This window comes from Massilia varians, assembly GCF_027923905.1.
In the GTDB taxonomy this organism is placed as follows: domain Bacteria; phylum Pseudomonadota; class Gammaproteobacteria; order Burkholderiales; family Burkholderiaceae_D; genus Telluria; species Telluria varians_B.
The window spans coordinates 1,161,531-1,186,811 of the sequence record NZ_AP026966.1 but is presented as its reverse complement, the minus strand read 5'-3'; the positions used below and the strand labels follow the sequence as shown (position 1 = coordinate 1,186,811).

At 65.1% G+C, this 25,281-nt stretch carries 25 protein-coding genes; 9 read left to right on the top strand and 16 right to left on the bottom strand.

From position 1 onward, the window contains the following. Positions 1 to 39: 39 nt before the first annotated feature. The 3 genes from erpA to argC all read right to left on the bottom strand — a co-directional run bounded on the left by erpA (position 40) and on the right by argC (position 2,096). Positions 40 to 408, bottom strand: a complete 369-nt coding sequence (erpA, locus tag MasN3_RS05475; RefSeq protein WP_281912876.1) for an iron-sulfur cluster insertion protein ErpA — start codon at positions 406 to 408, stop codon at positions 40 to 42. Positions 409 to 471: 63 nt separating this feature from the next. After that, on the bottom strand, positions 472 to 876 hold the full coding sequence (locus MasN3_RS05470; RefSeq protein ID WP_281912874.1) for a bactofilin family protein: 405 nt from the start codon (positions 874 to 876) through the stop codon (positions 472 to 474). A 182-nt stretch (positions 877 to 1,058) separates the two neighbouring features. Continuing rightward, a complete protein-coding gene (gene argC, locus MasN3_RS05465; RefSeq protein ID WP_281912872.1) occupies positions 1,059 to 2,096 on the bottom strand; it encodes an N-acetyl-gamma-glutamyl-phosphate reductase in 1,038 nt (345 codons plus the stop codon). A gap of 246 nt (positions 2,097 to 2,342) precedes the next feature. Here argC and MasN3_RS05460 point away from each other — a divergent pair, with 246 nt between their 5' ends. Next, a complete protein-coding gene (locus MasN3_RS05460) occupies positions 2,343 to 2,594 on the top strand; it encodes a hypothetical protein (RefSeq protein WP_281912870.1) in 252 nt (83 codons plus the stop codon). A 96-nt stretch (positions 2,595 to 2,690) separates the two neighbouring features. Here the strand turns inward: MasN3_RS05460 and rpsI are convergent, their stop codons facing one another. Beyond that, entirely contained in the window at positions 2,691 to 3,083 is a 393-nt protein-coding gene (gene rpsI / locus MasN3_RS05455) for a 30S ribosomal protein S9 (protein ID WP_005667904.1), read from the bottom strand. Between the two features lie 9 nt (positions 3,084 to 3,092). Continuing rightward, positions 3,093 to 3,521 carry a 50S ribosomal protein L13 gene (rplM, locus tag MasN3_RS05450; RefSeq protein WP_036210443.1) on the bottom strand — a complete coding sequence of 143 codons (429 nt, stop codon included), beginning with the start codon at positions 3,519 to 3,521 and terminating at the stop codon, positions 3,093 to 3,095. A 293-nt stretch (positions 3,522 to 3,814) separates the two neighbouring features. Here rplM and MasN3_RS05445 point away from each other — a divergent pair, with 293 nt between their 5' ends. The 4 genes from MasN3_RS05445 to MasN3_RS05430 all read left to right on the top strand — a co-directional run bounded on the left by MasN3_RS05445 (position 3,815) and on the right by MasN3_RS05430 (position 7,701). Continuing rightward, positions 3,815 to 5,272 (top strand): alpha/beta fold hydrolase, encoded by a 1,458-nt coding sequence (locus MasN3_RS05445; protein ID WP_281912867.1) that lies wholly within the window; start codon positions 3,815 to 3,817, stop codon positions 5,270 to 5,272. A gap of 12 nt (positions 5,273 to 5,284) precedes the next feature. Beyond that, positions 5,285 to 6,016 carry an ABC transporter ATP-binding protein gene (locus MasN3_RS05440; RefSeq protein WP_281912866.1) on the top strand — a complete coding sequence of 244 codons (732 nt, stop codon included), beginning with the start codon at positions 5,285 to 5,287 and terminating at the stop codon, positions 6,014 to 6,016. After that, the gene (locus tag MasN3_RS05435; protein ID WP_281912865.1) at positions 6,013 to 7,197 is read left to right on the top strand and encodes an ABC transporter permease; all 1,185 of its coding nucleotides are present in this window, start codon (positions 6,013 to 6,015) and stop codon (positions 7,195 to 7,197) included. The genes MasN3_RS05440 and MasN3_RS05435 overlap by 4 nt, the downstream gene beginning before the upstream one ends. A gap of 81 nt (positions 7,198 to 7,278) precedes the next feature. Next, positions 7,279 to 7,701 carry an OsmC family protein gene (locus MasN3_RS05430; RefSeq protein ID WP_281912863.1) on the top strand — a complete coding sequence of 141 codons (423 nt, stop codon included), beginning with the start codon at positions 7,279 to 7,281 and terminating at the stop codon, positions 7,699 to 7,701. Here the strand turns inward: MasN3_RS05430 and coq7 are convergent, their stop codons facing one another. Next, complete coding sequence (gene coq7, locus MasN3_RS05425) at positions 7,702 to 8,346, bottom strand: 2-polyprenyl-3-methyl-6-methoxy-1,4-benzoquinone monooxygenase (protein ID WP_281912861.1); 645 nt, start codon at positions 8,344 to 8,346, stop codon at positions 7,702 to 7,704. 53 nt (positions 8,347 to 8,399) lie between these two features. After that, on the bottom strand, positions 8,400 to 8,837 hold the full coding sequence (locus tag MasN3_RS05420) for a hypothetical protein (protein ID WP_281912859.1): 438 nt from the start codon (positions 8,835 to 8,837) through the stop codon (positions 8,400 to 8,402). 206 nt (positions 8,838 to 9,043) lie between these two features. On the opposite strand from MasN3_RS05420, the gene MasN3_RS05415 reads away from it, so the two are divergent. The 4 genes from MasN3_RS05415 (at position 9,044) to MasN3_RS05400 (ending at position 15,086) form a co-directional block, all read left to right on the top strand. After that, on the top strand, positions 9,044 to 9,940 hold the full coding sequence (locus MasN3_RS05415) for an ABC transporter ATP-binding protein (RefSeq protein WP_281912858.1): 897 nt from the start codon (positions 9,044 to 9,046) through the stop codon (positions 9,938 to 9,940). 3 nt (positions 9,941 to 9,943) lie between these two features. Beyond that, entirely contained in the window at positions 9,944 to 13,534 is a 3,591-nt protein-coding gene (locus MasN3_RS05410; RefSeq protein ID WP_281912857.1) for an ABC transporter permease/M1 family aminopeptidase, read from the top strand. A gap of 42 nt (positions 13,535 to 13,576) precedes the next feature. Further along, positions 13,577 to 13,783, top strand: a complete 207-nt coding sequence (locus tag MasN3_RS05405) for an addiction module protein (protein ID WP_281912856.1) — start codon at positions 13,577 to 13,579, stop codon at positions 13,781 to 13,783. A gap of 85 nt (positions 13,784 to 13,868) precedes the next feature. Further along, on the top strand, positions 13,869 to 15,086 hold the full coding sequence (locus MasN3_RS05400) for a serine hydrolase domain-containing protein (RefSeq protein WP_281912855.1): 1,218 nt from the start codon (positions 13,869 to 13,871) through the stop codon (positions 15,084 to 15,086). A 76-nt stretch (positions 15,087 to 15,162) separates the two neighbouring features. On the opposite strand, the gene MasN3_RS05395 is transcribed toward MasN3_RS05400, so the two are convergent. The 9 genes from MasN3_RS05395 to dprA all read right to left on the bottom strand — a co-directional run bounded on the left by MasN3_RS05395 (position 15,163) and on the right by dprA (position 25,279). Then, a complete protein-coding gene (locus MasN3_RS05395; protein WP_281912854.1) occupies positions 15,163 to 15,480 on the bottom strand; it encodes a Dabb family protein in 318 nt (105 codons plus the stop codon). Positions 15,481 to 15,502: 22 nt separating this feature from the next. Beyond that, positions 15,503 to 16,264 carry an alpha/beta hydrolase gene (locus MasN3_RS05390; protein WP_281912852.1) on the bottom strand — a complete coding sequence of 254 codons (762 nt, stop codon included), beginning with the start codon at positions 16,262 to 16,264 and terminating at the stop codon, positions 15,503 to 15,505. A 23-nt stretch (positions 16,265 to 16,287) separates the two neighbouring features. Continuing rightward, positions 16,288 to 16,686, bottom strand: a complete 399-nt coding sequence (locus MasN3_RS05385; protein ID WP_281912851.1) for a hypothetical protein — start codon at positions 16,684 to 16,686, stop codon at positions 16,288 to 16,290. A gap of 124 nt (positions 16,687 to 16,810) precedes the next feature. Then, positions 16,811 to 17,491 carry a hypothetical protein gene (locus MasN3_RS05380; RefSeq protein ID WP_281912850.1) on the bottom strand — a complete coding sequence of 227 codons (681 nt, stop codon included), beginning with the start codon at positions 17,489 to 17,491 and terminating at the stop codon, positions 16,811 to 16,813. Positions 17,492 to 17,868: 377 nt separating this feature from the next. Next, the gene (locus tag MasN3_RS05375) at positions 17,869 to 18,363 is read right to left on the bottom strand and encodes an Hcp family type VI secretion system effector (RefSeq protein ID WP_281912849.1); all 495 of its coding nucleotides are present in this window, start codon (positions 18,361 to 18,363) and stop codon (positions 17,869 to 17,871) included. Positions 18,364 to 18,612: 249 nt separating this feature from the next. Beyond that, entirely contained in the window at positions 18,613 to 20,310 is a 1,698-nt protein-coding gene (locus tag MasN3_RS05370) for a methyl-accepting chemotaxis protein (protein ID WP_281912848.1), read from the bottom strand. Between the two features lie 232 nt (positions 20,311 to 20,542). Beyond that, positions 20,543 to 23,209, bottom strand: coding sequence for a DNA topoisomerase III (locus MasN3_RS05365; RefSeq protein ID WP_281912847.1), 2,667 nt, complete (start codon positions 23,207 to 23,209; stop codon positions 20,543 to 20,545). Between the two features lie 259 nt (positions 23,210 to 23,468). Further along, the gene (locus MasN3_RS05360) at positions 23,469 to 23,927 is read right to left on the bottom strand and encodes a DUF494 family protein (protein ID WP_281912846.1); all 459 of its coding nucleotides are present in this window, start codon (positions 23,925 to 23,927) and stop codon (positions 23,469 to 23,471) included. A gap of 227 nt (positions 23,928 to 24,154) precedes the next feature. Then, positions 24,155 to 25,279 carry a DNA-processing protein DprA gene (gene dprA, locus MasN3_RS05355; RefSeq protein ID WP_281912845.1) on the bottom strand — a complete coding sequence of 375 codons (1,125 nt, stop codon included), beginning with the start codon at positions 25,277 to 25,279 and terminating at the stop codon, positions 24,155 to 24,157. Between the last annotated feature and the right edge of the window lie 2 nt (positions 25,280 to 25,281).

The following is a 25,281-nucleotide window of genomic DNA, read 5'->3' as shown; positions in this document are numbered from 1 at the left end:
CCGTCGACTGCCCGGATCACCGGGCTGCCTGGGGGAAGATCAGGCGGAGAACGACGAACCGCAACCGCAGGTCGAGGTGGCGTTCGGGTTCTTGATCACGAACTGGGCGCCTTCGAGGTCGTCCTTGTAGTCGATCTCGGCGCCGACCAGGTACTGGTAGCTCATCGAGTCGATCAGCAGCTGGACACCGTTCTTTTCCATGGTGGTGTCGTCGTCGTTGACGATTTCGTCAAAGGTAAAACCATACTGGAAGCCGGAGCAACCGCCACCCTGCACGAAAACGCGCAGCTTGAGGTCGGGATTGCCTTCTTCCTCGATCAGCTGGGCAACTTTCTCTGCGGCGCTGTCGGTGAAGTTGATCGGAACGGGGATCGTGTCGTGCTCTTGCACTTCGGCGACTGCGGTCATGAAACACTCCTGGTGAATAGTCGAATTGCGCCCATTATAGACCGTTGGCGCAACTCATGCTGCCTACCCGGCCGTCAGGGACGGCTCGGCGTCGGCCAGATGAAACACCGGCTCGCCCGCGGGTTCGTGGGTCAGTTTCCCGGTCACGAGCGCCCCGCCATGCATCTCGAGCAAACGGTAATGTACATCACCATGTATGCGGCCTTTCGGCTGTAATTCAAGGAGTTCTGACGAATATACCGATCCGGAGATGTAACCGTTGACCACCAGGCTGGCGCAGCGCACCTCGCCTTCGATCCGGGCATGCTCGGAGACGATCAACATGCTGTCGGCGCCTTCCGCGGCGACCACGTTGCCGTGCACCTCGCCGTCGATGCGCAGTCCTCCAGTAAAGCACAGGTCGCCCTCGATCCGGGCCGAAATGCCGACCAGGCTGTCAATCTCGCTCTTTACTTGTCGACCAAACATGTTCCACCCCTTCCTGTAGGACGCCGACGGTCAATGCCGCGGCGCTGAAATCAACCTGTGCATCGGTCAATTTACCGTTCTCAACAAGAGTGGCCTTGATCTAGATCGCTTGGCGCGGCGTGTTGCCGGAATGTAGGAAGGAAGACGCCGCGCGGGCAGAAGCCGCGCGGCAGGGGAAGCCATTACGGCAGCAGTGCGACCTGCTTCAGGCCGGTCGCCTCATCCAGGCCGAACATCAGGTTCATGCACTGCACGGCCTGGCCCGAGGCGCCCTTGACCAAGTTGTCCTGCACCACCAGGATCACGACGGTATTGCCGCCTTCCGGACGGTGCAGCGCCAGGCGCAGCATGTTCGAGCCGCGGGTCGAGCGGGTTTCCGGGTGCGAGCCGAAGGGCATCACGTCCACAAACGTGCTGTCCTTGTAGGTGTCCTCGAACAGGGCCTGCAGGCCTGCATCGTCGATGTCCTCCGTCAGGCGCGCGTACAGGGTCGCGTGCATGCCGCGGATCATCGGCACCAGGTGCGGGGTGAAGATCAGGCCGACCTTCTGCTCGGTGTAGCGCGCCAGCTGGGCCGAGGTTTCCGGGGTGTGGCGGTGGCCATGCACGCCGTAGGCCTTGAAGTTGTCGCTCGCTTCCGAGAACAGCGTGCCGATCTCGGCCTTGCGGCCGGCGCCCGAGACGCCCGACTTGCAGTCGGCGATCAGGCTGCCCGCGTCGATCAGGCCGGCCTTGAGCAGCGGCACGAAGCCGAGCTGCATGGTGGTCGGGTAGCAGCCCGGGTTGGCGATCAGGCGCGCGCCCTTGATATCGTCGCGGTTCAGTTCCGGCAGGCCGTACACGGCTTCCTCGATCAGTTCCGGGGCAGTGTGCGGGATCTTGTACCACTTCTCGAAGGTGGCCTGGTCCTTCAAGCGGAAGTCGGCCGCCAGGTCGATCACCTTGACGCCGGCCGCCAGCAGCGCCGGGGCCTGGGCCATGGCGACGCCGTGCGGAGTGGCGAAGAACACCACGTCACACTGGGTCAGGTCGGCCTTGTCCGGGCTCGAGAAAGCCAGGTCGACGACGCCGCGCAGCGAGGGGAACATGTCCGCGACCGGCAGGCCGTCTTCCTTGCGCGAAGTGATCGCGGTCAGTTGCACGTCGGGGTGCACGGCCAACAGCCGCAGCAATTCCACGCCCGTGTATCCGGTTCCGCCAACGATGCCAACTTTGATCATGTTCTGTTCCTTCGTGATGTGAGAATGACCTTTTCAGGACGAGGCTGCATTTTAACAGCCATGAAAAATGCGTGCGCCCAAGGGCTTAGGGGCAGAAAGTGATGTGCAAAGGATATTTGCATAAACGGCTCAGCATGCAAATATTCTTTGCTGCGTTGCCTCGGCCATTTGACGATGCTATGTTGGACTATTATTGGCAACGGATTCGTCCCCAGATCGAGGCATATGATTCGCGAACGACAGCAAATGCAGCATCGCACCAGCTTCCCCTGGCACCCAAGGAAGTCCAGCTCGACGGCCGAGCTGATCGCACGCGTACTTCATGTGCTCGTTGGCCTTGCCCTGTTCTGCGGCTCGGTCTGGGCCGCGGCCTACATCGACAGTCCCTACCAGGTGATCTACATCGTCACGATGCTGCTCAGCCTGCTGATGATCGGAAGCGGCCTGTATGCCAGACGGGAAACGGTGTTCAAGGCGTTCCTGGGATATTGGTGCTGAGGTAAGGCCTCAAAAGCAAAAAGCCGCCCACCTTGCGGAGGACGGCTTTCGCAGCAGCAGCGTCCGAAGACGCTGCCAGCCAGCAGGGGAAACGAATTAACGCTTCGAGAACTGCTTTGCGCGGCGTGCTTTACGCAGGCCGACTTTCTTACGCTCGACTTCACGGGCGTCACGGGTGACGAAACCGGCACGTGCCAGGTCGCCCTTGAGGCCTGCGTCGTAGTCGATCAGCGCGCGGGTGATGCCGTGACGGACAGCGCCAGCCTGGCCCGATTCGCCACCGCCGTGCACGTTAACCTTGATGTCGAAACGCTCGACGTTGCCGGTCAGTTCCAGCGGCTGACGGATGACCATCAGGCCGGTTTCGCGCGAGAAGTATTCCGACGCCGGCTTGCCGTTCACGATGATCTGGCCGGTGCCGGCCTTGATGAACACGCGAGCGACTGCACTCTTGCGACGGCCGGTGCCGTAGTTATAGTTACCGATCATGTCAGTTCCTTAGAGGGTCAGTGCTTGAGGTTGCTGTGCTGCGTGCGGGTGGGTGCCTTCCGCGTACACTTTCAGCTTCTTGATCATGGCGTAGCCCAGCGGGCCCTTCGGCAGCATGCCTTTGACAGCCTTTTCCAGGGCACGGCCCGGGAAGCGCTGTTGCATTTTCAGGAAGTTGGTTTCGTAGATACCGCCCGGGTAGCCCGAGTGACGGTAGTAGGTCTTCTCGGTGGCCTTGGTGCCGGTCACGCGGAGCTTGCCTGCATTGACGACGATGATGTAGTCGCCGGTATCGACGTGCGGAGTGAACTCCGGCTTGTGCTTGCCGCGCAGTCGGAGTGCCACTTCGCTGGCAACACGTCCGAGGACCAAGTCCGTCGCGTCAATCACAAACCAGTCGCGCTGGACTTCATGGCCCTTAGCGGAAAAAGTTTTCATGTTGACTTCCTAATAGGTTAAATGCTCACTGTGGTGGTTCCGCCCTTGCTGCAGCGGACTCTGCCTTATTATTTCCCCGAGCAAAGGGAAAGCCCACGATGATAGCCGAACAGCGGTCAGTCCGTCAATCCAGGCATCACCGCCTGTCGCATTTTCGGCCAGCTTCACTGATCTATTTCTTTCCTTCAAATCAAAGCCTTCCCGCTTCGCATAATTTCATGCGATGGTGCAACAAGTCGTTGACCGTCAAAACGATGCCACTCTACTATGCAGGCGTCCTTTGAGGAGATTGTGTGAAGACAAGATCGTTACTGCCCGCCCTGCTGCCGGCCGCCGCCCTCTGGCTCGGCGCCAGCGCCGTGGCCAGCGCATCGGCGCCGCCCGCCAAGACCGCGCCCGCCGCCACCCGCAACTGCCACCTGCCCGGCGTGACCGACACCCTGCAATGCGTCACCCTCGAGGTGCCGCTGGACCATGCCAGGCCGGCCGGCGACAAGCTCAAGCTGCACGTCACGGTCGCGCCGGCGCACCGCAAGGGCGTGCGCAACGACCCGCTGTTCGTGCTGGCCGGCGGCCCCGGCCAGGCCGGCAGCGAAGTCGTGCAGATCCTGCCGACCGCGTTCGGCCGCGTGCGCGCGACCCGCGACATCGTGTTCATCGACCAGCGCGGCACCGGCCTGTCGGGCAAGCTCGATTGCAAGAGCAAGCCGGAACACGAGCGCATGACCGAAGACCAGCTGGAAGCGGAACTGCGCGCCTGCATCGCCGCCACCCGCGCGCCCTTCAGCGCCTACACCACCGAGGCCGCCGCCCGCGACACCGAACTGGTGCGCCGCGCGCTCGGCTACGGCGCCGTCAACGTATTCGGCGGCTCCTACGGCACCCGGCTCGGCCAGGCCTATGCGCGCCTGTATCCGTCCAGCGTGCGCAGCCTGGTGCTCGACGGCGTGGCCGCGCCCGACCAGGTGATCCCGGCCGGCGCCCGCGACGGCCAGGCCGCGCTCGACAAGATGTTCGACCAGTGCGCCAGGGACGCCAGCTGCAACAAGGCCTTCCCGAACCTGCGCGCGCAGTTCGAGGGCCTGGTGGCCAAGCTCGAAGCGGCTCCCCTCAAGCTGACGCTGCCGGATCCGCGCACCGCGCAGCCGGTCGACGTGACCATGACCGCCGCGCGCTTCCTCGGCACCGTGCATGGCATCCTGTATTCGCCGGCCGACGCCCGCCGCCTGCCCTTCCTGATTCAGAGCGCGTCGCAGGGACGCTGGCAGCCTTTCGTGGCGCGCCAGAACCTGGCCGCCGACTTCGGCAGCGACGGCCAGATCGCGATGCTGCTGCACCTGGCGGTGGTGTGCGCCGAAGACGTGCCGCGCATGACGCCCGAACTGCTCAAGTCCGACGCCGGCAAGCTGACCAAGACGCTGGCCGACAAGATGCCGGCCATCTGCAAGTCGCTCGACGTCCCGGCCGTGCCCTACAAGGAACCGACCCGCATCGAGGCCCCGGCCTTGCTGCTGTCCGGCGCGCTCGATCCGGTCACCCCGCCGCACCGCGCCGTCGCCGCCGCCAGGTACATGAGCCGCGCCCAGCACGTGGTGGTCGACAGCCTCGGCCACGGCGTCTCGCAGCTCGGCTGCGCGCCGCGCCTGCTGCGCACCTTCCTCGACAAGCCGCAGGACAAGCTGGACACCAGCTGCCTGAAAGAGATTCCGCTGCCCACCTTCCAGCTCGGCAGCGCCGGCCCGCAACCTTGAGAGCGCCAGAACATGATTGAAGTCCACGATGTACGCAAGAGCTTCGGCGCCGTGAAGGCGCTGGGCGGCGTCAGTTTCACCGCGCGCGACGGCCAGATCACCGCGCTGCTCGGCCCCAACGGCGCCGGCAAGACCACCCTGCTGCGCACCCTGGTCGGGCTGCTCAAGCGCGACCAGGGCACGATCGCGATCGACGGCATCGATCCGGAGAAGGACCCGATGGCGGTGCGCCGCAGCATCGGCTTCCTGACCGACCAGTTCGGCCTGTACGAGCGCCTCAGCACGCGCGAATACCTCACCTACTTCGGTGAACTCAACGGCATGGACCGCCCCGCCATCGCCAGGCGCATCGAGGAAGTCTCCGCGCTGCTCGGCATGGACGACATCCTGACCCGCCGCAACAAGGGCTTTTCGCAGGGCCAGCGCATCAAGGTGGCGCTGGCGCGCACGCTGCTGCACCGTCCCCGCCACCTGCTGCTCGACGAGCCGAGCCGTGGCCTGGACGTCATGAGCACGCGCGCCTTGCGCACCGCGCTGGGCGCGCTGCGCGCCGAAGGCTGCTGCGTGATCATGGCCACCCACGTGATGCAGGAAGTGACGGCCCTGTGCGAGGACGTGATCGTCATCGCCGGCGGCCAGACCGTGGCCCAGGGCTCGCCCGATGAACTGTGCCGGCGTACCGGCATCGCCAACCTGGAAGACGCGTTCGTGCACCTGGTCGGCACCGAGGAAGGAATCGCATGAAATCCAGGCTGTTGGTCGTCTACCTGAAAGAGCTGCTCGAGACCCTGCGCGACAAGCGCACGCTCGGCATGCTCGCCATGTTCACCCTGCTCTACCCGGTCCTGTTCGGCTTCATGCTGAACCAGATGATCGAGAAAAGCACCAAGGCCGAACGCGAAGGCATCGAGCTGGCGGTCATCGGCGGGGCCAAGGCGCCGACCCTGATGTCCCAGCTGGGCCAGAAGAACATCACGGTCAAGGAGACTCCGCCGATGGACGAAGAGGCCATCGGTGAGCTGCTGCGCGGCAAGAAGGTGGCGGCGGTGCTGCGCCTGCCGGACGACTTCACCGAGCAGTACTACGCGATGCGCCCCGCCCGGCTCGAGATCTGGTACGACTCCGCCAGCGAGACCGGCGGCCAGCGCCGCGACGTCGAAGACGTGCTGGAGGCCTATGGCGCCAACGTGGCCGGCGCGCGCCTGCTGGCGCACGGCGTGTCGCCGGCGGCCCTGACCCCGATCCTGGTGCAGCGCTACGACACCGGCACCAATGCCTCGCGCTCGGCGATGGTGGTCGGCAGCATCATGGGCTTCCTGTTCTTCCCGGCCTTCATGCTGTGCCTGTCGGCCGCGGTCGACAGCACCGCCGGCGAGCGCGAGCGCCGCTCGCTCGAAGTGCTAATGGCGCAGCCGGCCCGGACCTGGGAACTCATCGGCGGCAAGTGGCTCGCGGCCAGCACCCTGGGCATCGTCGGCGTCACCCTCGAGCTGATCCTGGCGCATGCGGTCTTCAAGTGGCTGCCGCTGGAGGAGATCGGCATGTCCTGGAGCCTGGGCTGGGGCCAGCTGCTGCTGGTGTGCCTGGTCACGGTGTCGCTGTCGCTGCTGGCCGGCGCGCTGTACGTCGCGCTGGCGATGAACGCCAAGACCTTCAAGGAAGCGCAGACCATCCTCAGCATCGTGGCCATCGTGCCCCTGGTTCCCGCCATGGTCGTGTCCTTCCTGGACCTGAAGACCGCGGACTGGATGTACCTGGTGCCGATGCTGTCGAACCAGACCCTGATCAAGGAAGCCTCCAAGGCCGGCGACATCGGCGTCCTGCCCTACCTGCTGACCTTCCTGTGCTCGGCGATTCCGGCCCTGTTGATCGTGGCCTTCGCCAGCTGGCGCATGAAGAGCGAGCGCTACGTGCTGGCCGTCTAAGACCTGTCGATCCGGGGCGCCTGCACGGGCGCCCCGCCTGCCTTACAATGCTCCGCAGTCAATCCACAGCGGAGAAATCGAATGGAAGTGAAAGTCAGCTGGAACGGCCCGTCGGGCATGAGTTTTCGCGCCGAGACCGGCAGCGGCCACATGGTGGCGATGGATGGCGCGCCCGATGGTGGCGGCCACAACCTGGCGCCGCGCCCGATGGAGATGGTGCTGGTCGGCACCGGCGGCTGCACCGCCTATGACGTGGTGCTGATCCTCAAGCGCGGCCGCGAGGACGTGCGCGGCTGCGACGTGACGCTGCAGGCCGAGCGCGCGGAGACCGATCCGAAGGTGTTCACCAGGATTAACTTCCACTTCACGGTCACGGGGCGCAACCTGAAACCGGCGGCGGTCGAGCGCGCGGTCAGCCTGTCGCACGACAAGTACTGCTCGGCGTCGATCATGCTGGCCAAGACGGCCGAGATCACGCACACGGTGGAAATCGTCGAGGTCTGATCAGATCCGGTAGGCGGTCGTCGTCATCACCTTCGACATCGCCGTCATCAGCATCCGCACCAGCAGCGGCGTCTCGGCCGCGCCCAGCGCCGCGGCCTTCGCGCCGTGGGCGATTTCGTCGACCCGCATCTGCTCCACGATCGCGCGCGACTTGGCATCCTGCGGCGGCAGGTCTTCGAGGTGGCGGTTCAGGTGCGCCTCGACCTGGCGCTCGGTCTCGACCACAAAGCCCAGGCTGTGCGGGTCGCCCAGCTTGGCCGCGATGCTGCCCAGCACATAGGAACCCGCATACCACAGCGGATTGAGCAGGCTCGGCTGCGAGCCCAGCTCGGACAAGCGCTCGGCGGTCCAGGCCAGGTGGTCTTCTTCCTCGCGTGCCGATTGCTCGAACTGCTTGCGGATCGCCGGGCTCTTGCCGAAGCGCGCCTGCGAGTCGTACAGCGCCTGCGCGCACACTTCCCCGACGTGGTTCACACGCATCAGGCCCGCGCTGTGGCGGCGCTCGTCGTCGCTCAGTTCGCAGTCGGTGGCATGCGCGCCCGGGTTCGGGCGCGAGGACGCGGCGACGCCGCCGACCACGCGCAGGGCCTTGTCGAAGCCGGCGATCAGGTCGTCGAGGGAGGAGTTGGAACGGTATGCGCTCATGATGTTGTCAAATGCGATATGCGAAAACATCATTATAGGCCCAGCCGCGTCCCTTAGGCGCCCGCGCTCCGCGGCTCCCCGTCGGCCTTCCTCCGGGCGATCCAGTCCGCCAGCGGCCCCGCCGCCTCCAGCCCGGAGATGTTCTTCGCCACCCCCAGGTTCAGCTCGAGCAGGAAGGGAATCGACGCGGCCGGGATTTCCGGGCAGTGGCGCCGGAAGGCGTCCATGAAACGTTCGGATTCGACGGTCGGCATCACCTTCGCGCCGCTCATGTACTGCAGCACGCTGGTGATGGTATGGCCCTTGCCGAGGGTGTGGTAGATGAAGCGGTTGAAACCGCGGTCAACCTTCTTGAAGTCGATCGCCTCCTCGGTCATCAGCGCGGCCAGGTAGAACAGGCCCAGCGACACCCGGAACCAGTCGAGCGACTCGCTCCGGTCGCGTCCTTCGCGCATCAGCGCCAGCAACTTGTCCTGGATGGCCTTGTTCATCCTGTCATTATCCATGTTTCCAGGCTTTACGCGAGTAATGTTTATTTAAGGAAAGTATTGCTGCGCTTTGTCATCCGTTCTGTCAGCGGATTATGCAGTCTGGACCATCAAAGCGTCCGTGCGTCGCGAAGTCGCCACAAACCGCAAGACAATTTAATACAATGCAAGTGTTGAAAAAGGTTTATATGCACGCTTGAGGAAATGGCATGGAATTAAAAATCCGCAATTTGTCGAAGACCTACGCCAATGGCGTGGTCGCGCTCGACCGTGTCACCCTGACCATCCCGGCCGGGATGTTCGGGCTGCTCGGTCCGAACGGCGCCGGCAAATCGACGCTGATGCGGATCCTCGCCACCCTGCAGGAGTGCGATTCCGGTTCGGTGTTCCTGGACGACATCGACGTCCTCGACGAAAAGGACGAAGTGCGCCGCATGCTCGGCTACCTGCCGCAGGATTTCGGCGTCTACCCGAAAGTAACCGCTTACGAACTGCTCGACCATTTCGCCCAGCTCAAGGGCCTGTCGCACAAGCACCGCAGGCGCGAGGTGGTCGACGGCCTGCTGCAGCAGACCAACCTCTGGGAAGTGCGCAACCAGCGCCTCGGCACGTTCTCGGGCGGCATGCGCCAGCGCTTCGGCATCGCCCAGGCCCTGCTGGGCGACCCGCGCCTGATCATCGTCGACGAGCCCACCGCCGGCCTGGACCCGCAGGAGCGCGTGCGCTTCCATAACCTGCTGTCCGAGATCGGCGAGGACAAGACCGTCATCCTGTCGACCCACATCGTGTCCGACGTGGCCGACCTGTGCGCCAACATGGCGATCATCCACAAGGGCCACGTGCTGCTGTGCGGCGACCCGCAGGAACTGACCTACGAGGTCGAGGACTACATCTGGGCGCGTTTCGTCACCAAGCAGGAACTGCCGGTGTTCCAGAAGCGCCACCAGGTCATCTCGACCCGCCTGCTCACCGGCCGCACCCTGATCCACGTGTATGCCGAGACCGACCCGGGCGACGGCTTCGAGCCGGCCCGCGCCAGTCTGGAAGACGTCTATTTCGCCACCATCGCCGGCAAGTTCACCGCCGCCGCCACGGGGACCTGCTAGGCCATGCGCCCGCTGTTCGCCATCGCCGGCTTCGAGGCACGGCAGCGGCTGCGCCTGCTGTCGACCTGGATCTACTTCGGCATCTTCCTGGCGCTGGCGATGCTGTGGATGGCGGCCGCGGGCGGCGCCTTCCGCGACGCCATCGTCACCTTCGGCGGCCGGGTCCTGATCAATGGGCCGCGCCAGATCGCCCTGACTGCCGCCTTCCTCGGCTGCTTCGGCGTGATCGTGGTGGCGGCCGTGATGGGCCGCTCGGTGCAGCAGGACTTCGAATACGAGATGCAGCACTTCTTCTTCAGCGCGCCGATCCGCAAGGCGGACTACGTGCTGGGACGCTTCCTCGGCGGCTTCGCCACGCTGGCCGTGATCCTGTCGAGCATCGTGCTGGGCGCCTGGCTCGGGACCTTCATCCCCGGCATCGAGCCCGACCGCCTGGGACCGGGCGGAGTGGCGAACTACCTGCTGCCCTACCTGCTCACGCTGCTGCCCAACACCTTCATCTTCGGCGCCCTGTTCTTCGTGCTGGCCGCGCTGTCGCGCCGCATGTTGCCGGTCTACGTGGCCAGCATCGTCATGATGATCGGCTACATCGTCGCCCCGTCGCTGGCGCGCGACCTCGACTACAAGACCCTGGCCGCGCTGATGGATCCCTTCGGCACTACCGCCCTGATCCGCCTCACCGAATACTGGCCGATCGCCGAGCGCAACACGCGCCCCGTCACGCTCGAAGGCGTGTACCTGGTGAACCGCCTGATCTGGGTCGGCTTCGGGCTGGCGGTCCTGCTGTTCGGCTACTGGCGCTTCCATGCCACCGGCAACGTCGACGCGCGCCACAGGAAGGGCCCGCAGCCGGCCGACACCGCCGCCGACGCCACCCCGCAGCTGTCGCACACGGCCATCGACACCCGCGAGCCGCCCGACTTCGAGCGCCGCAGCCTGGCGCTCCTGCTGGGCAAATCGGTGCTGTACAACCTGCGCGAGTCGAGCAAGAACATCTATTTCCTGGCACTCGGCGTCGCCGGCGCCCTGATCCTGGCCGCCAGCGCGCTCGACCTCGGCTCGATCTACGGCACCAATACCCTGCCCGTCACCTACATGGTGCTGGACCTTATCCGCGACGTGTTCGCGCTGTACATGCTGGTGGTGACCACCCTGTTCGCCGGCGAGATGGTGTGGCGCGAGCGCGAGGCGCGCATGGCGCAGATGCTGGACGCGATGCCGGCGCCGACCTGGCTGCCGCTCGTGGGCAAGACCCTGGCCCTGGTCGGCCTGCAGGCCCTGCTGCTGGTGAAGGCCATGCTGGTCGGCATGCTGATCCAGCTGTTCAAGGGCTATTTCGGGCTCGAGCCGGGCCTCTACCTGCGCTTCCTGTTCACGGTGCTGCTGCCGCAGTACGCGCTGCTGGCGGTGGCCGCCATCGCGATGCAGGTGATCGTCAACAACCGCTACCTGGCCTACTTCATCCTGATCGCCCTGTACCTGGTGCTCGGGACCGCGCGCGGCTTCGGCTTCGACCACCCGATGCTGGTGTACGGCAGCACGCCGTCCTTCACCTATTCGGCCATGAACGGCTTCGGCCATTATCTGCTGCGCGAGCACCTGTTCCAGCTCTACTGGAGTGGCCTGGCCCTGATGCTGATGGTGGCGGCGCGGGTGCTGTGGGCGCGCGGCGTCGACAGCGGCTGGCGCGAGCGCCTGCGCCTGGCGCGCCGCAATCTCTCCAGGCCGGTGCTGGCCGGTTTCGGCGCGGGCCTCGTGATCTTTGCGGGCACCGGCGCGCTGCTGGCCTACGAGCTGCATGCCGGCGGCTACCTGACCAGCGCGCGGCAGGAGAGCCTGCGCGCCGAGTACGAGCTGCGCTACCGCCGCTTCGCCCGGCTGCCGCAGCCGCGCATCGCCAGGGTCGACCTGCAGGTCGACATCCGCCCCGAGACGCGCAGCCTGGCCGTGAAGGGCTTCTACCAGCTGGAGAACCGCACCGGAGCGCCGCTGCGCGACGTCGTCCTGTACCAGCAGCGCGGCGCCGAATTCGTCCTCCGTTTCTCGCAGGACGCGCGCCAGATAGCGGCCGATCCGGAGCACGGCTTCTACCTGTACCGCCTGGCCGAGCCCCTGGCGCCGGGCGCGCGCATGGCGCTCTCGTTCAGCCTTCGCTACCGGCCCGGCGGCCTGCTCGGCATCGGCCGCGACACCCCGGTCGTCGAGAACGGAACCTTCTTCAGCAACGAGGTCATGCCCCGCATCGGTTACCAGCCGTCCGTCGAGCTGGTCGACGACCGCGACCGCAAGCGCCGCGGCCTGGCGCCGAAGGATCCGCTGCCCGCACGCGACGACCCGGCGGCACGCGCCAACAACGTGCTGGGCACGGACGCCGACTGGATCGGCTTCGACGCCGTCGTCGCGACCTCTCCCGACCAGATCGCGATCGCCCCGGGCACGCTGGAAAAGGAATGGCTGGACAAGGGCCGGCGCTATTTCCACTACCGGATGGACAAGCCGGTCCTGAATTTCTATGCCATCCAGTCGGCGCGCTACGAAGTGCGGCACGACCGCTGGCAGGACGTGACCATCGACGTGTTCTACCATCCGGGCCACGACGCCAACGTGGAGCGCATGATCCGCGGCGCCCAGGCCGGCCTGGAATACGCCTCGCGCAACTATGGCCCCTACCCGTTCGGCGAACTGCGCATCGTCGAGTTCCCGCGCTACGCGTCCTACGCGCAGGCCTTCCCGGGCACCATCCCGTTCTCGGAAAGCATCGGCTTCATCGCCCGCATCGACGACGATTCGCCCAAGGACATCGACTATCCCTTCTACGTCAGCGCCCACGAGACCGCGCACCAGTGGTGGGGCCACCAGCTGGCCGGCGCCAACGCGCGCGGTTCCAGCGTGCTGTCGGAGAGCCTGTCCGAGTACACCGCGCTGATGGTCATGAAGCGCGCGGTCGGCGGCCAGAAGATGCGCCGCTTCCTGCGCTACAACCTGGATGCCTACCTGATGGGCCGCGCCACCGAGCGCCGCAAGGAACTGCCGCTGGCGCAGAACGAGAACCAGGACTACATCCACTACCGCAAGGGCAGCCTGGCGCTGTACCTGCTGGCCGACATGCTGGGCGAGGATGTCGTCAACCACGTCTTGAGCAGCCTGCTGCAGGAACACGGCGCCAAGGGCGCGCCCTACCCGACCGTGCTGGCCCTGCTCGACCGGCTGCGCGCCGTGACGCCGCCCGACAAGGTCTATCTCATCGACGACCTGTTCGAGCACATCGTGCTGTACGAGAACCGCGCCGACAGCGCCAGCGCGCGCCGGCGGCCGGACGGCAAGTTCGAGGTCACGATCCGGGCGCATGCCGGCAAGGTGCGCGCCGGGGAACTGGGCGACGAGCAGCCGGCGCCGCTCAGGGACTACATCGAGTTCGGCGTCGACGACCGCAACGGCAACCCGTTGGCGCGCGAACGGCGCCTGGTCGACAAGGCCAGCCAGACCGTGACGCTGGTGGTCGGCGGGCGTCCGGCACGGGCCGGCATCGATCCGGACAACAAGTTAATTGACAGAAAACCAACGGACAATATGGTTCCAGTCGACAACCCATAAAAGCCACGCTATTATTTCAAAAATATTACTGGAAGGAGCATCATGTCGAACCTGGTTGCCGAGATCGCGGATAAGATCCAGATGCTGAGTGCTGAGGAAAAGCACGCGCTGGTGCGCATGCTCCTCCAGGATATCGATGGTCCTGACGAGGATGCCGATGAAGCCTGGCACAATGAAGTCATACGCCGCGTCAAGGCGATCCGCAACGGCGAGACCGCCATTCGCGCGCTGCAGGAATGGCAGGAATAAGGCCGGGCCTGACGATGCGACACGAGAAACCGCGGCCTGGCCGCGGTTTTGCATTTCAGCGGGCGCTCTCGTACGTACAGCCCTGATGAGGCAGTTGTTCGCTCCCTGCCTGCTGGCCCTGCTGGCCGTCGGCGTCCCGGCCGCGCAGGCGGCCGAGGAGCGGCCCGCCCTCACCCACCAGCTCGCCAAGCTGCAGCAGGCCTCGAGCCTGCCGGGCTTCGCGGTGGCGGTGGTGTCCAGCAATGCCGTGCTGTACCAGCGCGGCTTCGGCCATGCTGACCTGCAGGCCAAACGCCCTTACACCGAGGAGACGCTGCAGAACGTCGGCTCGGTCAGCAAGACCGTGATCGGCGTGGCGATCGTGAAGGCGATCGAACTCGGCTACTTCGGTCTGGACACCGAGATCAACGCCATCCTGCCCTTCCCGGTAGCGCATCCCCATGGCGGCGGACCGATCACGGTGCGCCACCTGGTCACCCATACGTCGAGCATCGTCGATGACGACGAGATCTACGGCCACTCGTACTACGTGCTGCCCGATGCCGATACCGGCGGCCCGCTCTACCGGCAATTCAGGCGCGACTTCACCCAGCCCGGCCGCCAGGACCTGAGCCTGGGCGCTTTTCTCAAGAACTACCTGGCGGTGGGCGGGCGCAGCTACCGGAAAACCAACTTCGCCAAGGAGGCGCCAGGCCTCGCCTACCATTATTCGAACATCGGCGCGGCGCTGGCCGCCTACCTGATCGAGGTGAAAAGCGGCCAGAGCTTCGAGGCCTTCACCCGAAAACACATCTTCGAGCCGCTGCAGATGCGCTCCACCTCGTGGCGCGCCGACCCGGGCCAGGCGAAGCGTCAGGCGACCGCCTACAACCGCCGCCACCAGGCCTATCCGCGCTACGCCCTGGTCACCTACCCGGACGGCGGCCTGACCACCTCCGCGGCCGACCTGGCGCGCTTTCTGATGGCCATGGTGAAGGGCTACAAGGGCGGCGAAGGCGTCTTGAGCAAGGCCGGCTTCACTCTGCTGTTCGATCCGGAGTTCGCGCCCGAGGCCTTGCCGGCCGCCAGCCCGGCGGCGGAACCGAACAGCGGCGTATTCTGGCGCATCCGCCGGAACGGACTGGTGGGCCATTCGGGCAGCGATCCGGGCGTCACGGCCTTCATGTTCATCGACCCGGCCAGCGGCACCGGCCGCATCCTGATGACGAACATCGAAGCCGGCGGCAAGGGTGAGCAGGACGATCCGAAGATCGTCCAGCAGTTCAGGGACGTGTGGAAGGCGCTGGCCGACGTGCGCCCCTGAAGGCATCGTAGGGTGGGCGGCATGCACGACACGGGCGGAGCGTATCGGCGGGTGGAGTCCATAGATACGGTTCTCGCTAAGCTTGCGTCCAGTAATCGACTACCAGCGAACGTTCCAGGCAGCTGCCCAGGGACTCCACGAAGCGCTGGTGCGCCGGGTGCACCAGGTAGGCGTCGCGCGCGGCGTCGCTCGGAAAGGTCAAGGTGAAGCAGTGGGTGAAGCCCTGGTTCAGGCCTTCCGGGCTCACGTTGGTGCCCCACTCGTAGGCGGCGATGCCCGGGATCTCGGCGGGCAGCCGGCCGAAGTCGGCGACAACGGCGTCGACCGCCTCCTGGCCGGCATCGCCCTTGAACGCGAACAGCACGACGTGACGCAGGGATGGTGTGGCTGGCATAGTGCTCCTTTTCCTTGTTTGTTTACTTCGCCCACTGGAGCGAAGGGATGTAGTCGGGACTGTCGGAAATCGTATTGTGCCCGGTTCCTTCGAGCACGCGCAGCTGTGCCACCCCTGCGGGAAACCGCGCCAGCAGACGCTCGGCGCTGTCCGCCGGAATGATGTCGTCATGCTCGGCGGCGAGCAACAGGGTCGGCGCCCGCACCCGCGGCGCGTAGGCCGAGGAGGCATAGCGGTCGCGCAGCAGCCAGCGTACCGGAAAATACGGAAACTGTCGGGCAGCCAGCCCGGCCAGGCTGTCATAGGGCGTGACCAGCACCAGCTTGCTGACCGGCCGCTGGCTGGCCACCTGCACCGCCACCCCGGTGCCGAGGCTGCGCCCGAGCAGCGCCACGTCCCGGTGCGTGCGCGCCACCCGGTCGAACAGGGTCAGCGCGTCGCCGACCAGGGCCGGTTCGGACGGCTTGTCGGTGCTGCCGGCGTAGCCGCGGTAATGCAGGAGGTAGAGGGCGCGCCCGGGGAAGGCACGCTCGAGGGTGGGCAGGCTGGCGGTGACGTCCTCGGCATTCCCGCCGAGGTAGATCAGGGCCCGCTGGCCCGCCAGCGGCCGCTCGGACACCAGCACCCTGGCCCCATCCACCGCGAGGACCGAAGTCGTCGGCGCCGCATAGGCGGCGCGCGGCGGATAATAGATCAGCGAGCGCTGCAGGAAGAACAGCGCCAGGCAGGCGGCGGCATAGGCGCACATGGCCAGCAGCAGGATGACGACGAAGGCTTGCCTCATGCGGCCGTTTGCCCCCCGGGCGGCTAGTTCAGTCTGGTGAGCCGGAGCGTGAATTCCTGCGCCTTGCCGTCCGCCGTCCAGCGCTGCCGGGCTTCCAGGGTCGCGTCGTCGACCCGGCGCCAGACAAACTGGCTCGGCGCATTCACGGGTTCGAAAGCGGCCGAGTCGGCGCCGATGCTGGACGCCTTCCAGGTGTAGTCGCGCCACTGCGAGATCACCTCGCCATCCTCGAGGCTGATGGTGGCGCCGTCGGTGTGGCCAGCGCCTTGACTCCGGAACGCGCTGTCCGGGAAGCGGTGCGACTGGAATACCCCGGGTTCGGGCCGGGTATATTCTTCGAAGAATTCCTTGCCGTCCGGTGCGATGCCCTTCCAGCGGCCCTCCAGGAACTGCAGCTGCGCGAAATCGTCGAGGCTGAACATGGCGGTCTCCTTGTCGGGTGCAGGCCATCGATCTTACACGCGGATGCCGCGGTATCCGCGTCCGCCACGAGACGAATCCGGGACACCCGGTCATACTGGAAAAAGCGCATCAAGAACGCAGATCTTAAGGGCATTTTGCGTGGCCGCTCCAACCCCACCTGCCTGACGGTAAGCGGACAAGGGTCATGGTCCCGTATGCGTTCGACGACGTGCAAACAAATCGAGCAGTCAATTCACCTTGCCCAGTCCAACGTGGGCGGTCGAACGTGGAGACGACCATTTCCACGCCGTCGACATTGTTGGCAACTGTCCCTGCATAGCCTTTCCAGACGACGTTGCCCGTCTTATCCTGGACGGTCCAATTCTCCCCGTCCACGCCAGCTTCCCGCTCAATCGCCAGGAACTCTTTCATATTTGGCGAGAACAAGACAGTATGACCAGTGCGCACTCGTTGCCCGGTTTCCACTAGCAGGAGGTCACCAGAATACGAACTTTCATCAATCAGTTCGATCAGATGAGCTTTCGCCTTGGCATCGTAACCGCAGTAGCGCCAGTGTACCCCGCCCATCTCGCCCTTATGGTGAGGTGGCTTATCAACAAACCGCTGTGGACCTGTTTCTGAAGGGATCTCCAGCACATGCTTGCTCACGCGGCGCACTCCCTTGGGCGCCTGTTTCAATGCGGCGCGCTCGGTCTTGACGATTTCACAGGAAAGAATCGACTGAGACTGCTTGACCGCGACGGGTATGCTGAAGGCGGCAAACGATGCACAGACCAGCGCATGTTTAAGGACGGTAGATGACATAGGCTGGGGTCTCCTTGCGATACTCTCTGCCGGGCCAGAATCCGTTCTTCTGCACGAAGTCGGATATCCAGTTCCTCCCGTCAAATCCTTGAATGTGGCCGCTTTTCCGGTTAGTCGTCGCCTGTATCACGGCGACATCGCCTTTTAACGGCTTGTAGGTCGAAAGATCCTCGACACGTACTGTATGAAAGCCTGCACGCAGCAATGACGGCCCCCAGTCTTTCGCATGCACCGGCCATGTGGGAGGCTTATAGCCACCTGCCCCAACGCTTGTCTCACAAAGTAGGCGCAACGTCCTTTGCCATAACCTACTTTATCCGCCTTGTCGCGCAGGTGCTCTGTGAATTTCTCCACATCGACAGCTGCCATGGCCGCACCTAAGCCACAATTTTGTGGGTGGACAGGTCCCAGCCCCCCGCTGTGCTACCACCAGCGCCGCCACTAATCTTCTGCTGGGTGTATTTCCAGGTGACCTTGCTGAACTTCAAGCACAGATCTTCTTGCATCCCAACGCCCGGTTTCAAGCCCGGCTTCACCGATCCGATCAAGACGTTCTCCAACGCCATTTCGAAATATTTCACCCGTTCGCCGCTGCCGTCGGCGCGAAAAAACTCGAATTTGGCTTTGGGAATGGTCTTTCCCGTCGCGCAGTGCTGCAACAGGATTGGCGTAGACAGATCGGCCAGCTTGCTTACGACAACCTCGTCGAATTCCGCTCTCGCTGACGTATGGCCACCGGCGGTCGAAGACACCGGGCTGCGCGGCTGATCGACGCCGAAATCTACGTCCAGGCACTCGATCCAGTCCTTGTGCTTGTCGTCCATCGACTCGCCTTTGATACCGTCGATTTGCAGGTATGCGTCAACTGCCATTTGATGCCTCCAAACGAATTAAGAGAGCATCGATAATGCCGAGGTAACTCATGTACGCGCTGTTACTCATCAAGGAGTTGAGGCAAATTGAAGCACGTCAAACAGCAGGAGGTCAGACTCGCTACTCCCTTGCGAACAGTACTCGTTTCCAGCTAGGACGAGATTTGGCCAGGTCAGCGAAACCTCGGTAGGGAGCAGTGGACGAGTGCTGTCGAGCCGAAAGCAGTCGTTGGAATACGGTGTAGCTGCTTAATCTACCTCGGCGATTTCGGCAACCTCGGCTGAAGCCTGCGGCTTCACGGGCTGCCGGCCGCCTTGCGCCGTCCTGCGGCCACGCGGCAGTGCTGCGCGTGCGGGCGTGCGCGGCAGGGCTTGCACCGGCGCTTGCGCCCGCCCTTGCTCGGCGAGCTGGAAGGTGTCCACCAGCTGCGCCAGCCCGGCGGCCTGCTCGCGCATCGCGGCGGCGGCGGCGGCGGCCTGCTCGACCAGGGCCGCGTTCTGCTGCGTCACCTCGTCCATCTGCATGATCGAGCCGTTCACCTGCTCGATGCCTTCGTGCTGTTCCTCGCTGGCCGCCGCGATCTCGCCGATGATGTCGGAGACGCGCTTCACGCTCGCCACCACTTCATCCATCGTGCGGCCGGCCTGGTCCACCAGGCGCGAGCCGGCTTCCACGCGCGACACCGAGTCGCCGATCAGCCCCTTGATCTCCTTGGCCGCCGCGGCCGAGCGCTGCGCCAGGTTGCGCACCTCGCCCGCCACCACCGCGAAGCCGCGGCCCTGCTCGCCGGCGCGCGCCGCCTCCACGGCCGCATTCAGCGCCAGGATATTGGTCTGGAAGGCGATGCCGTCGATGACGGTGATGATGTCGGCGATTCGCCGCGACGCTTCGTTGATCGAGCCCATCGTGGTGACCACCTCGGCCACCACTTCGCCGCCGCGCGCGGCGGTGTCGGCGGCGCTCGCGGCCAGCTGGTTGGCCTGGCGCGCGTTGTCGGCGTTCTGCTTGACGGTCGAGGTCAGCTCTTCCATCGACGAAGCGGTTTCCTCGAGCGACGCGGCCTGCTGTTCGGTGCGGCTGGAGAGGTCGTGGTTGCCGGCCGAGATCTCGCCGGCCGCGGTCGCGATGGTGGCGGTCCCGGCGCGCACCTTCGAGACGATCGCCACCAGCGAAGCGTTCATGTCCTTCAGCGCGGCCATCAGTTCGCCGGCTTCGTCCCGGGTGCGGACCTTGACCTCGGCGGTCAGGTCGCCCTGCGCCACCCGGCGCGCCAGGCCGACCGCGCGGCCCAGCGGAATGCTGATGTTCCGGCCCAGCTGGTAGGCCATGAAGATCGCCAGCACCGCGGCGATCAGGCCGCCGCCGATCAGGGTGCGGCGCATGGCCGATCGGGCTTGCTCGGTCTGCGCCGCGCGCTGCACCAGCAGCGCGTCCTCGGCGGCCCTGATCTGCGCCACGGTCGCGCGCATGGCATCCATGCCGGCCCTGCCCTTGCCTTCCCTGACGGTCGCGACAACCTGCGACAGGTCGTCGCCGACGGCGGCGCGGCGCTGGGCGATCACCGGTTCGATGGCGCGCGCCATCCAGTCGCGCTGGTGCTGCGCCAGCTGCTTGAGGCGCCCCTGCTGCGCCTCGTTGTCGGCGGTGAGCGCCAGCGCCCGCTCGAGGTGCTGCTGGAATTCCTGCAGGCCCGCAGTATAAGGCTGGAGCGAAGCCTCCTGGCCGGTCAGGGCATAGCCCCGTTCGCCCGTTTCGATGTTGACCAGCGCCTCCATGGCGCCGTCGACTTCGGCCAGCACCTTGTAGGTGTGCACATTGGCGTCGTTGGCGGAATCGAGCGCGGTGACGTTGCCGTAAGCGATGGCGACGACGATGGAGGTGATGCCGATCAGGATGCCGTAGCCGAGGTACAGGCGGGTCGCGATTTTCAGGTCGGAGAGCTTCATGGGTTCAGACGGGGTCTCGATATCGTTATAGGTGTTGCGCCTGCGCTCAGGCGACCGAATGATGAAACTTGCGGTGGTTTGCTTGTTCGATTATTACCGGAACCAGAGCTTAATGAGAAGCAAATTTTTATGATGTGAGGAATGGATGCGACAGCGCTATGCGGGATACATCGGCGCAAAAAAAAACGCGAACCCGGAGGTTCGCGTTTTCGCTATCGGAAGCGCAGCGCTGTTACTTCTTCGCCGCCGTCGCGATCTTCTTCGCCGCCGGCTTGCGCGCGGCGGTCTTGGCCGGCGCTTTCGCCGCGGTCTTGGCCGGCGCCTTCTTGGCGGCCGCCTTCACCGCCTTCACTGCCGGTTCAGCCGCGCCATCGGCGCTATCCGCGGCGCCGTCGGCGGCAGCGGCTTTGCCTTTTGCCGCCGGCTTGGCCTTGCGCTCCTCGAACTCGAAGCTGATCTTGCCGTCCTTGCCGCGCACCAGGAAAGCCTTGAAGGCACGGCGCGTGCGCTGCGAGACGAAGCCCGGCAGCAGGTCGGTCTTGCCGTCATTGAGCAGCTTGGCCATCTGCTCCGGCAGGATCTCCTGCTGCAGGATGATGCGGCCGCTGCGGAAGTCGCAGGCCTTGGGCTTGGCGACCGTCTTCTCGCACACATAGGCCAGGCCCATCTCGTACACGCCGCTGGCGCACTTCGGGCAGGGACCGAGCGCGGTCTGGCCGCTGAAGTCGACGCCCTCGCCGTCCTCGCCTTCGTCCTGGTCCTGGCCGAAGTCGAATTCGAGCTTGAAGTTCTGGATGTCCTCGTCGCGCACGATGCGCAGGATCGCTGCGAACGGACGGCCCATCTTCGAGCGGAAGCCCTGCAGCGGGCCGATGGTGCGCTTCTCCAGCAGCTCCTCGACCTCATTGATCTCGAACTGGCGGCTGCCCGGCGTCTTCGACATCGAGAAATCGCACTTGGTGCAGGCGAAGCGGCGGTAGTTCTCCTTGACCACGCCGGCGCAGTTCGGGCACGGGGTCTTCAGGGTCGCGTAGTCGCCCGGGATGGTCTCGTTGTCGTATTCCTTGGCGCGCTTGACGATAATCTGCGTCATCTGCGCGATCTCGCGCATGAATTCGTCGCGCGAGATCTTGCCTTTCTCCATCTGGGAGAGCTTGAACTCCCATTCGCCGGTCAGCTCTGGCGCGGTCAGTTCGTTCACGCCCAGGCCGCGCAGCAGCGTCATCAGCTGCGACGCCTTCGCGGTCGGGATCAGTTCGCGCCCTTCACGCACCAGGTATTTTTCGGTCAGGAGGCCTTCGATGATGGCCGCGCGCGTGGCCGGCGTTCCCAGGCCCTTGCCGGCCATGGCGTCGCGCAGCTCGTCGGAGTCGACCAGCTTGCCCGCGCCTTCCATCGCCGACAGCAGCGTCGCTTCGGTGTAGCGTGCAGGCGGCTTGGTCACCAGGCCGTTCGGCGTGACCTTGTCGGCCAGGACCTTCTCGCCCTTCTGCACCGGCACCAGGTTGGCGCCGTCCTTGTCGTCGCCGGTGGTGTCCTTGCCGTACACCGCCAGCCAGCCGGGGTTGGTCATCACCTTGCCCTCGGTCTTGAACTGGTGGCCCGAGACTTCGGTGAAGCGGGTGGTCACCAGGAACTCGGCCGGCGGGAAGAACACGGCCAGGAAGCGGCGCGTCACCAGGTCATACAGCTTTTGTTCCGGCTCGGTCAGGTTCTTCGGGATGACGCCGGTCGGGATGATCGCGAAGTGGTCCGAGATCTTGGCATTGTCGAAGATGCGCTTGTTCGGCTTGACCCAGCCGTTCTTCAGCACCTGCTTGGAGAACTGCTGGTAGTTGTTGGTCTCGTTCAGCGACTCGAGCGTGCTCTTGACGGTGGCGATGTAGTCTTCCGGCAGATGGCGCGAATCGGTACGCGGGTAGGTCAGCACCTTGTGCTTCTCGTACAGCGCCTGGGCCAGGCCGAGCGTATTCTTGGCCGAGAAGCCGAAGCGGCCGTTGGCCTCGCGCTGCAGGGTGGTCAGGTCGAACAGGGCCGGCGCCATCGAGGTGGTCGGCTTCGATTCCTCGGTGACGATGCCCTGCTTGCCGTGGCAGGCGGCGACGATCGAATCGGCGGCGGCGCGGCTCCACAGGCGCTCGGCGCGTTTTTCCGGATCGTTCTCGTCCTTCTTGAAGTTCGTATCCAACCAGCGCCCTTCATACACGCCGGCGGCGCACACGAACTCGGCGCGCACTTCCCAATAGTCGCGCGGGACGAACTTCTTGATCTTCTCTTCGCGCTCGACCACGATCGACAGGGTCGGGGTCTGCACCCGGCCCACGGTGGTCAGGTAGAACCCGCCCTCTTTCGAATTGAAGGCGGTCATGGCGCGGGTGCCGTTGATGCCGATCAGCCAGTCGGCTTCCGAGCGGCAGCGCGCGGCGTCGGCCAGCGGCAGCATCTCGTCGTCGCTGCGCAGGTTGGCGAAACCTTCGCGGATCGCGCCGGGCGTCATCGACTGCAGCCACAGGCGCTTGACCGGCTGTTTGGCTTTCGCGTTTTGAGCGATCAGGCGGAAGATCAGTTCACCTTCACGCCCCGCGTCACATGCGTTGATCAGGGTGGTGACGTCCTTGCGCTTGATCAGTTTGTTCAGCACCTTGAGGCGCGATTCGGTCTTGGCGATCGGGTTCAGCGCGAAATACGGCGGGATCACCGGCAGGTGCGTGAAGCTCCATTTGCCGCGCTTGACGTCGTACTCCTCGGGCACCGCGATCTCGAGCAGGTGGCCGACGGCGGACGACAGGATGTATTGGTCGGATTCGAAGTACTCATCGTGCTTGGTGAAGCCGCCCAGCGTCTTCGCGATGTCGTTCGCGACCGACGGCTTCTCTGCGATGATGAGGGATTTGGTCATAGTGTTTCTCGGGTGCTCTATATATAAGTGGCTTTTGCCCGCGCATCATACATGCTCCCGGGCTGGACGGTTGTGAAAGCCGTAGTGTCTGAATGGTAACAATCTGGATTGAGCGGCCAATGATAAGCGCGATGACAGCCGCACCGCAAGTGTGCGTACGGCTGGCGATGCACGGTCCGGCGTCGTGGCCACGCTCGGAAATAGTGCCGCAGAAACGAAAAACGGGGCCTCGGCCCCGTCGTGTCTTGTGCTGGATTGCTCAGTGCAGCAATCGCGGTTCCTGGTCGTCGTCGCCGCCGAACAGGTCGTCGAACATGAGCGCATCGGGCTCCTTGCCCTGGCTCCACAGGACCATCAGCACGATGATCTTGAGCTTGCCCAGCGCCACCGGCGACTCGTCGCAGGCCAGCGCGCGTTCGATGACGATCTCGCGCTGCACGGGGCTGAGCACCTTGGCGCTTTCAAGGAACTGGATGAAGCCGATCGCGGCGCTGCCCAGTTCGATGTACTCCTCGTCCACGTAGTAGCGGATGCCGGTGCAGGCATCGATGGCGTCGGAAACTGCCGCTTCGGTCAGCCCGGAGAGCCAGTCCAGCGCCTCGGAAATCTCGATGTCATCGAAACCGACGGCGGACAGCTTGCGTGCCAGGGCCGCCGGCTCGGGGCAGGCGTCAGGACGATAGTACGTCTCGTAGAGGTAGACCAGGATGTCGAACATAGTGACGCTACTGTAGCAGCTAAGCTCGCCGTGGCACAAGCCTGGCACGCCACGCGGCGCCCTGTGCGTAAAAAACGTTGTATAGCGGCCTTATCCGTTCAATCAGTTTTGTCGATTTTTAACAAAAATCAGGCCAGATATTTCACAAAAATATCGCACGAAGAATACTTTTCTTCGCACCGCCTCATGCGACACGCATAGACGAGAACGGCCATACTTTCCGGGATTTACGCGGCGCGTACCACGCGCTGCACACGGCCATCGGGCAGGCGTTCGAGCAGCCCGCCAAGTTCGAGCGCCAGCAGTTCGCCGGCCAGCGCGCCGGCGTCACGGCCCAGGCGTGCCAGCAGCGCATCGGGCTCCACCGGATCGTCGCCCAGCGCGGCCAGCAACGCGCCGGCCGCTGCGGGCGGGGGCGCGGCCGGCCGCACGAGCGGCGAGACCCGCAGCGCCGCCAGCACCTCGTCCACGGTCTCGACCAGCTGCGCGCCTTCGCGGATCAATTGGTGGCAACCCTTGGCCAGCGCCGAGTGGATCGATCCCGGCAAGGCGAAGACTTCGCGCCCCTGCTCGGCCGCCATCTGGGCCGTGATCAGGGAACCCGACTGCGCCGCCGCCTCGACCACCAGCACCCCGGCCGCCATGCCACTGATGATGCGATTGCGGCGCGGGAAGTTGCCGGCGACCGGCGGCGTGCCGAGCGCATATTCGCTGAGGATGCAGCCCTGGTCGGCGATGCGGTGCGCGAGCGGGCGGTTGCGCGCCGGGTAGACACGGTCGGGACCGGTGCCGATGACCGCGACCGTCGAGCCCGGGCCGCGCAAGGCGCCTTCGTGTGCGGCGGTATCGATGCCGAGCGCCATGCCCGACACCACGCACAAGCCCGCGCGCGACAAGGCTTCGGAGAAAGCCTCGGCGTTGGCCCTGCCCTGCGTGCTCGCATTGCGGCTGCCGACCACGCCGATCATGGGCGCGGACAACAATGCTCGCTGTCCATGTACATAAAGAAGAAGCGGCGGATCGGGAATCTGGCGCAGGCTGTGCGGATAATCGGCGTCGTGCAGCGTGAGCAGGTGGCGATTGGCGCCGGACAGCCAGGCCAGCGTGAGCTCGGTCCGCCGGGCCAGCTCGGGAGAGAGCGGCGCATAGAGCGCGGCGGCCTGGGCGGCCGGCACGTGGGCGGCCAGGGCCGCATGGCCGGCGCGGAAGATCGCCGCCGGCGAGCCGAAGACGTCCAGCAGCAATTTGCCGGTGCGGCATCCCACGCCTGCCGTTCCTTCCAGCCGGATCCAGTCGGCAATGGCGCGGGCGTCCGGCGATCTGGTGACAGTGTGGGGAGCCGTGTCCTGCACGG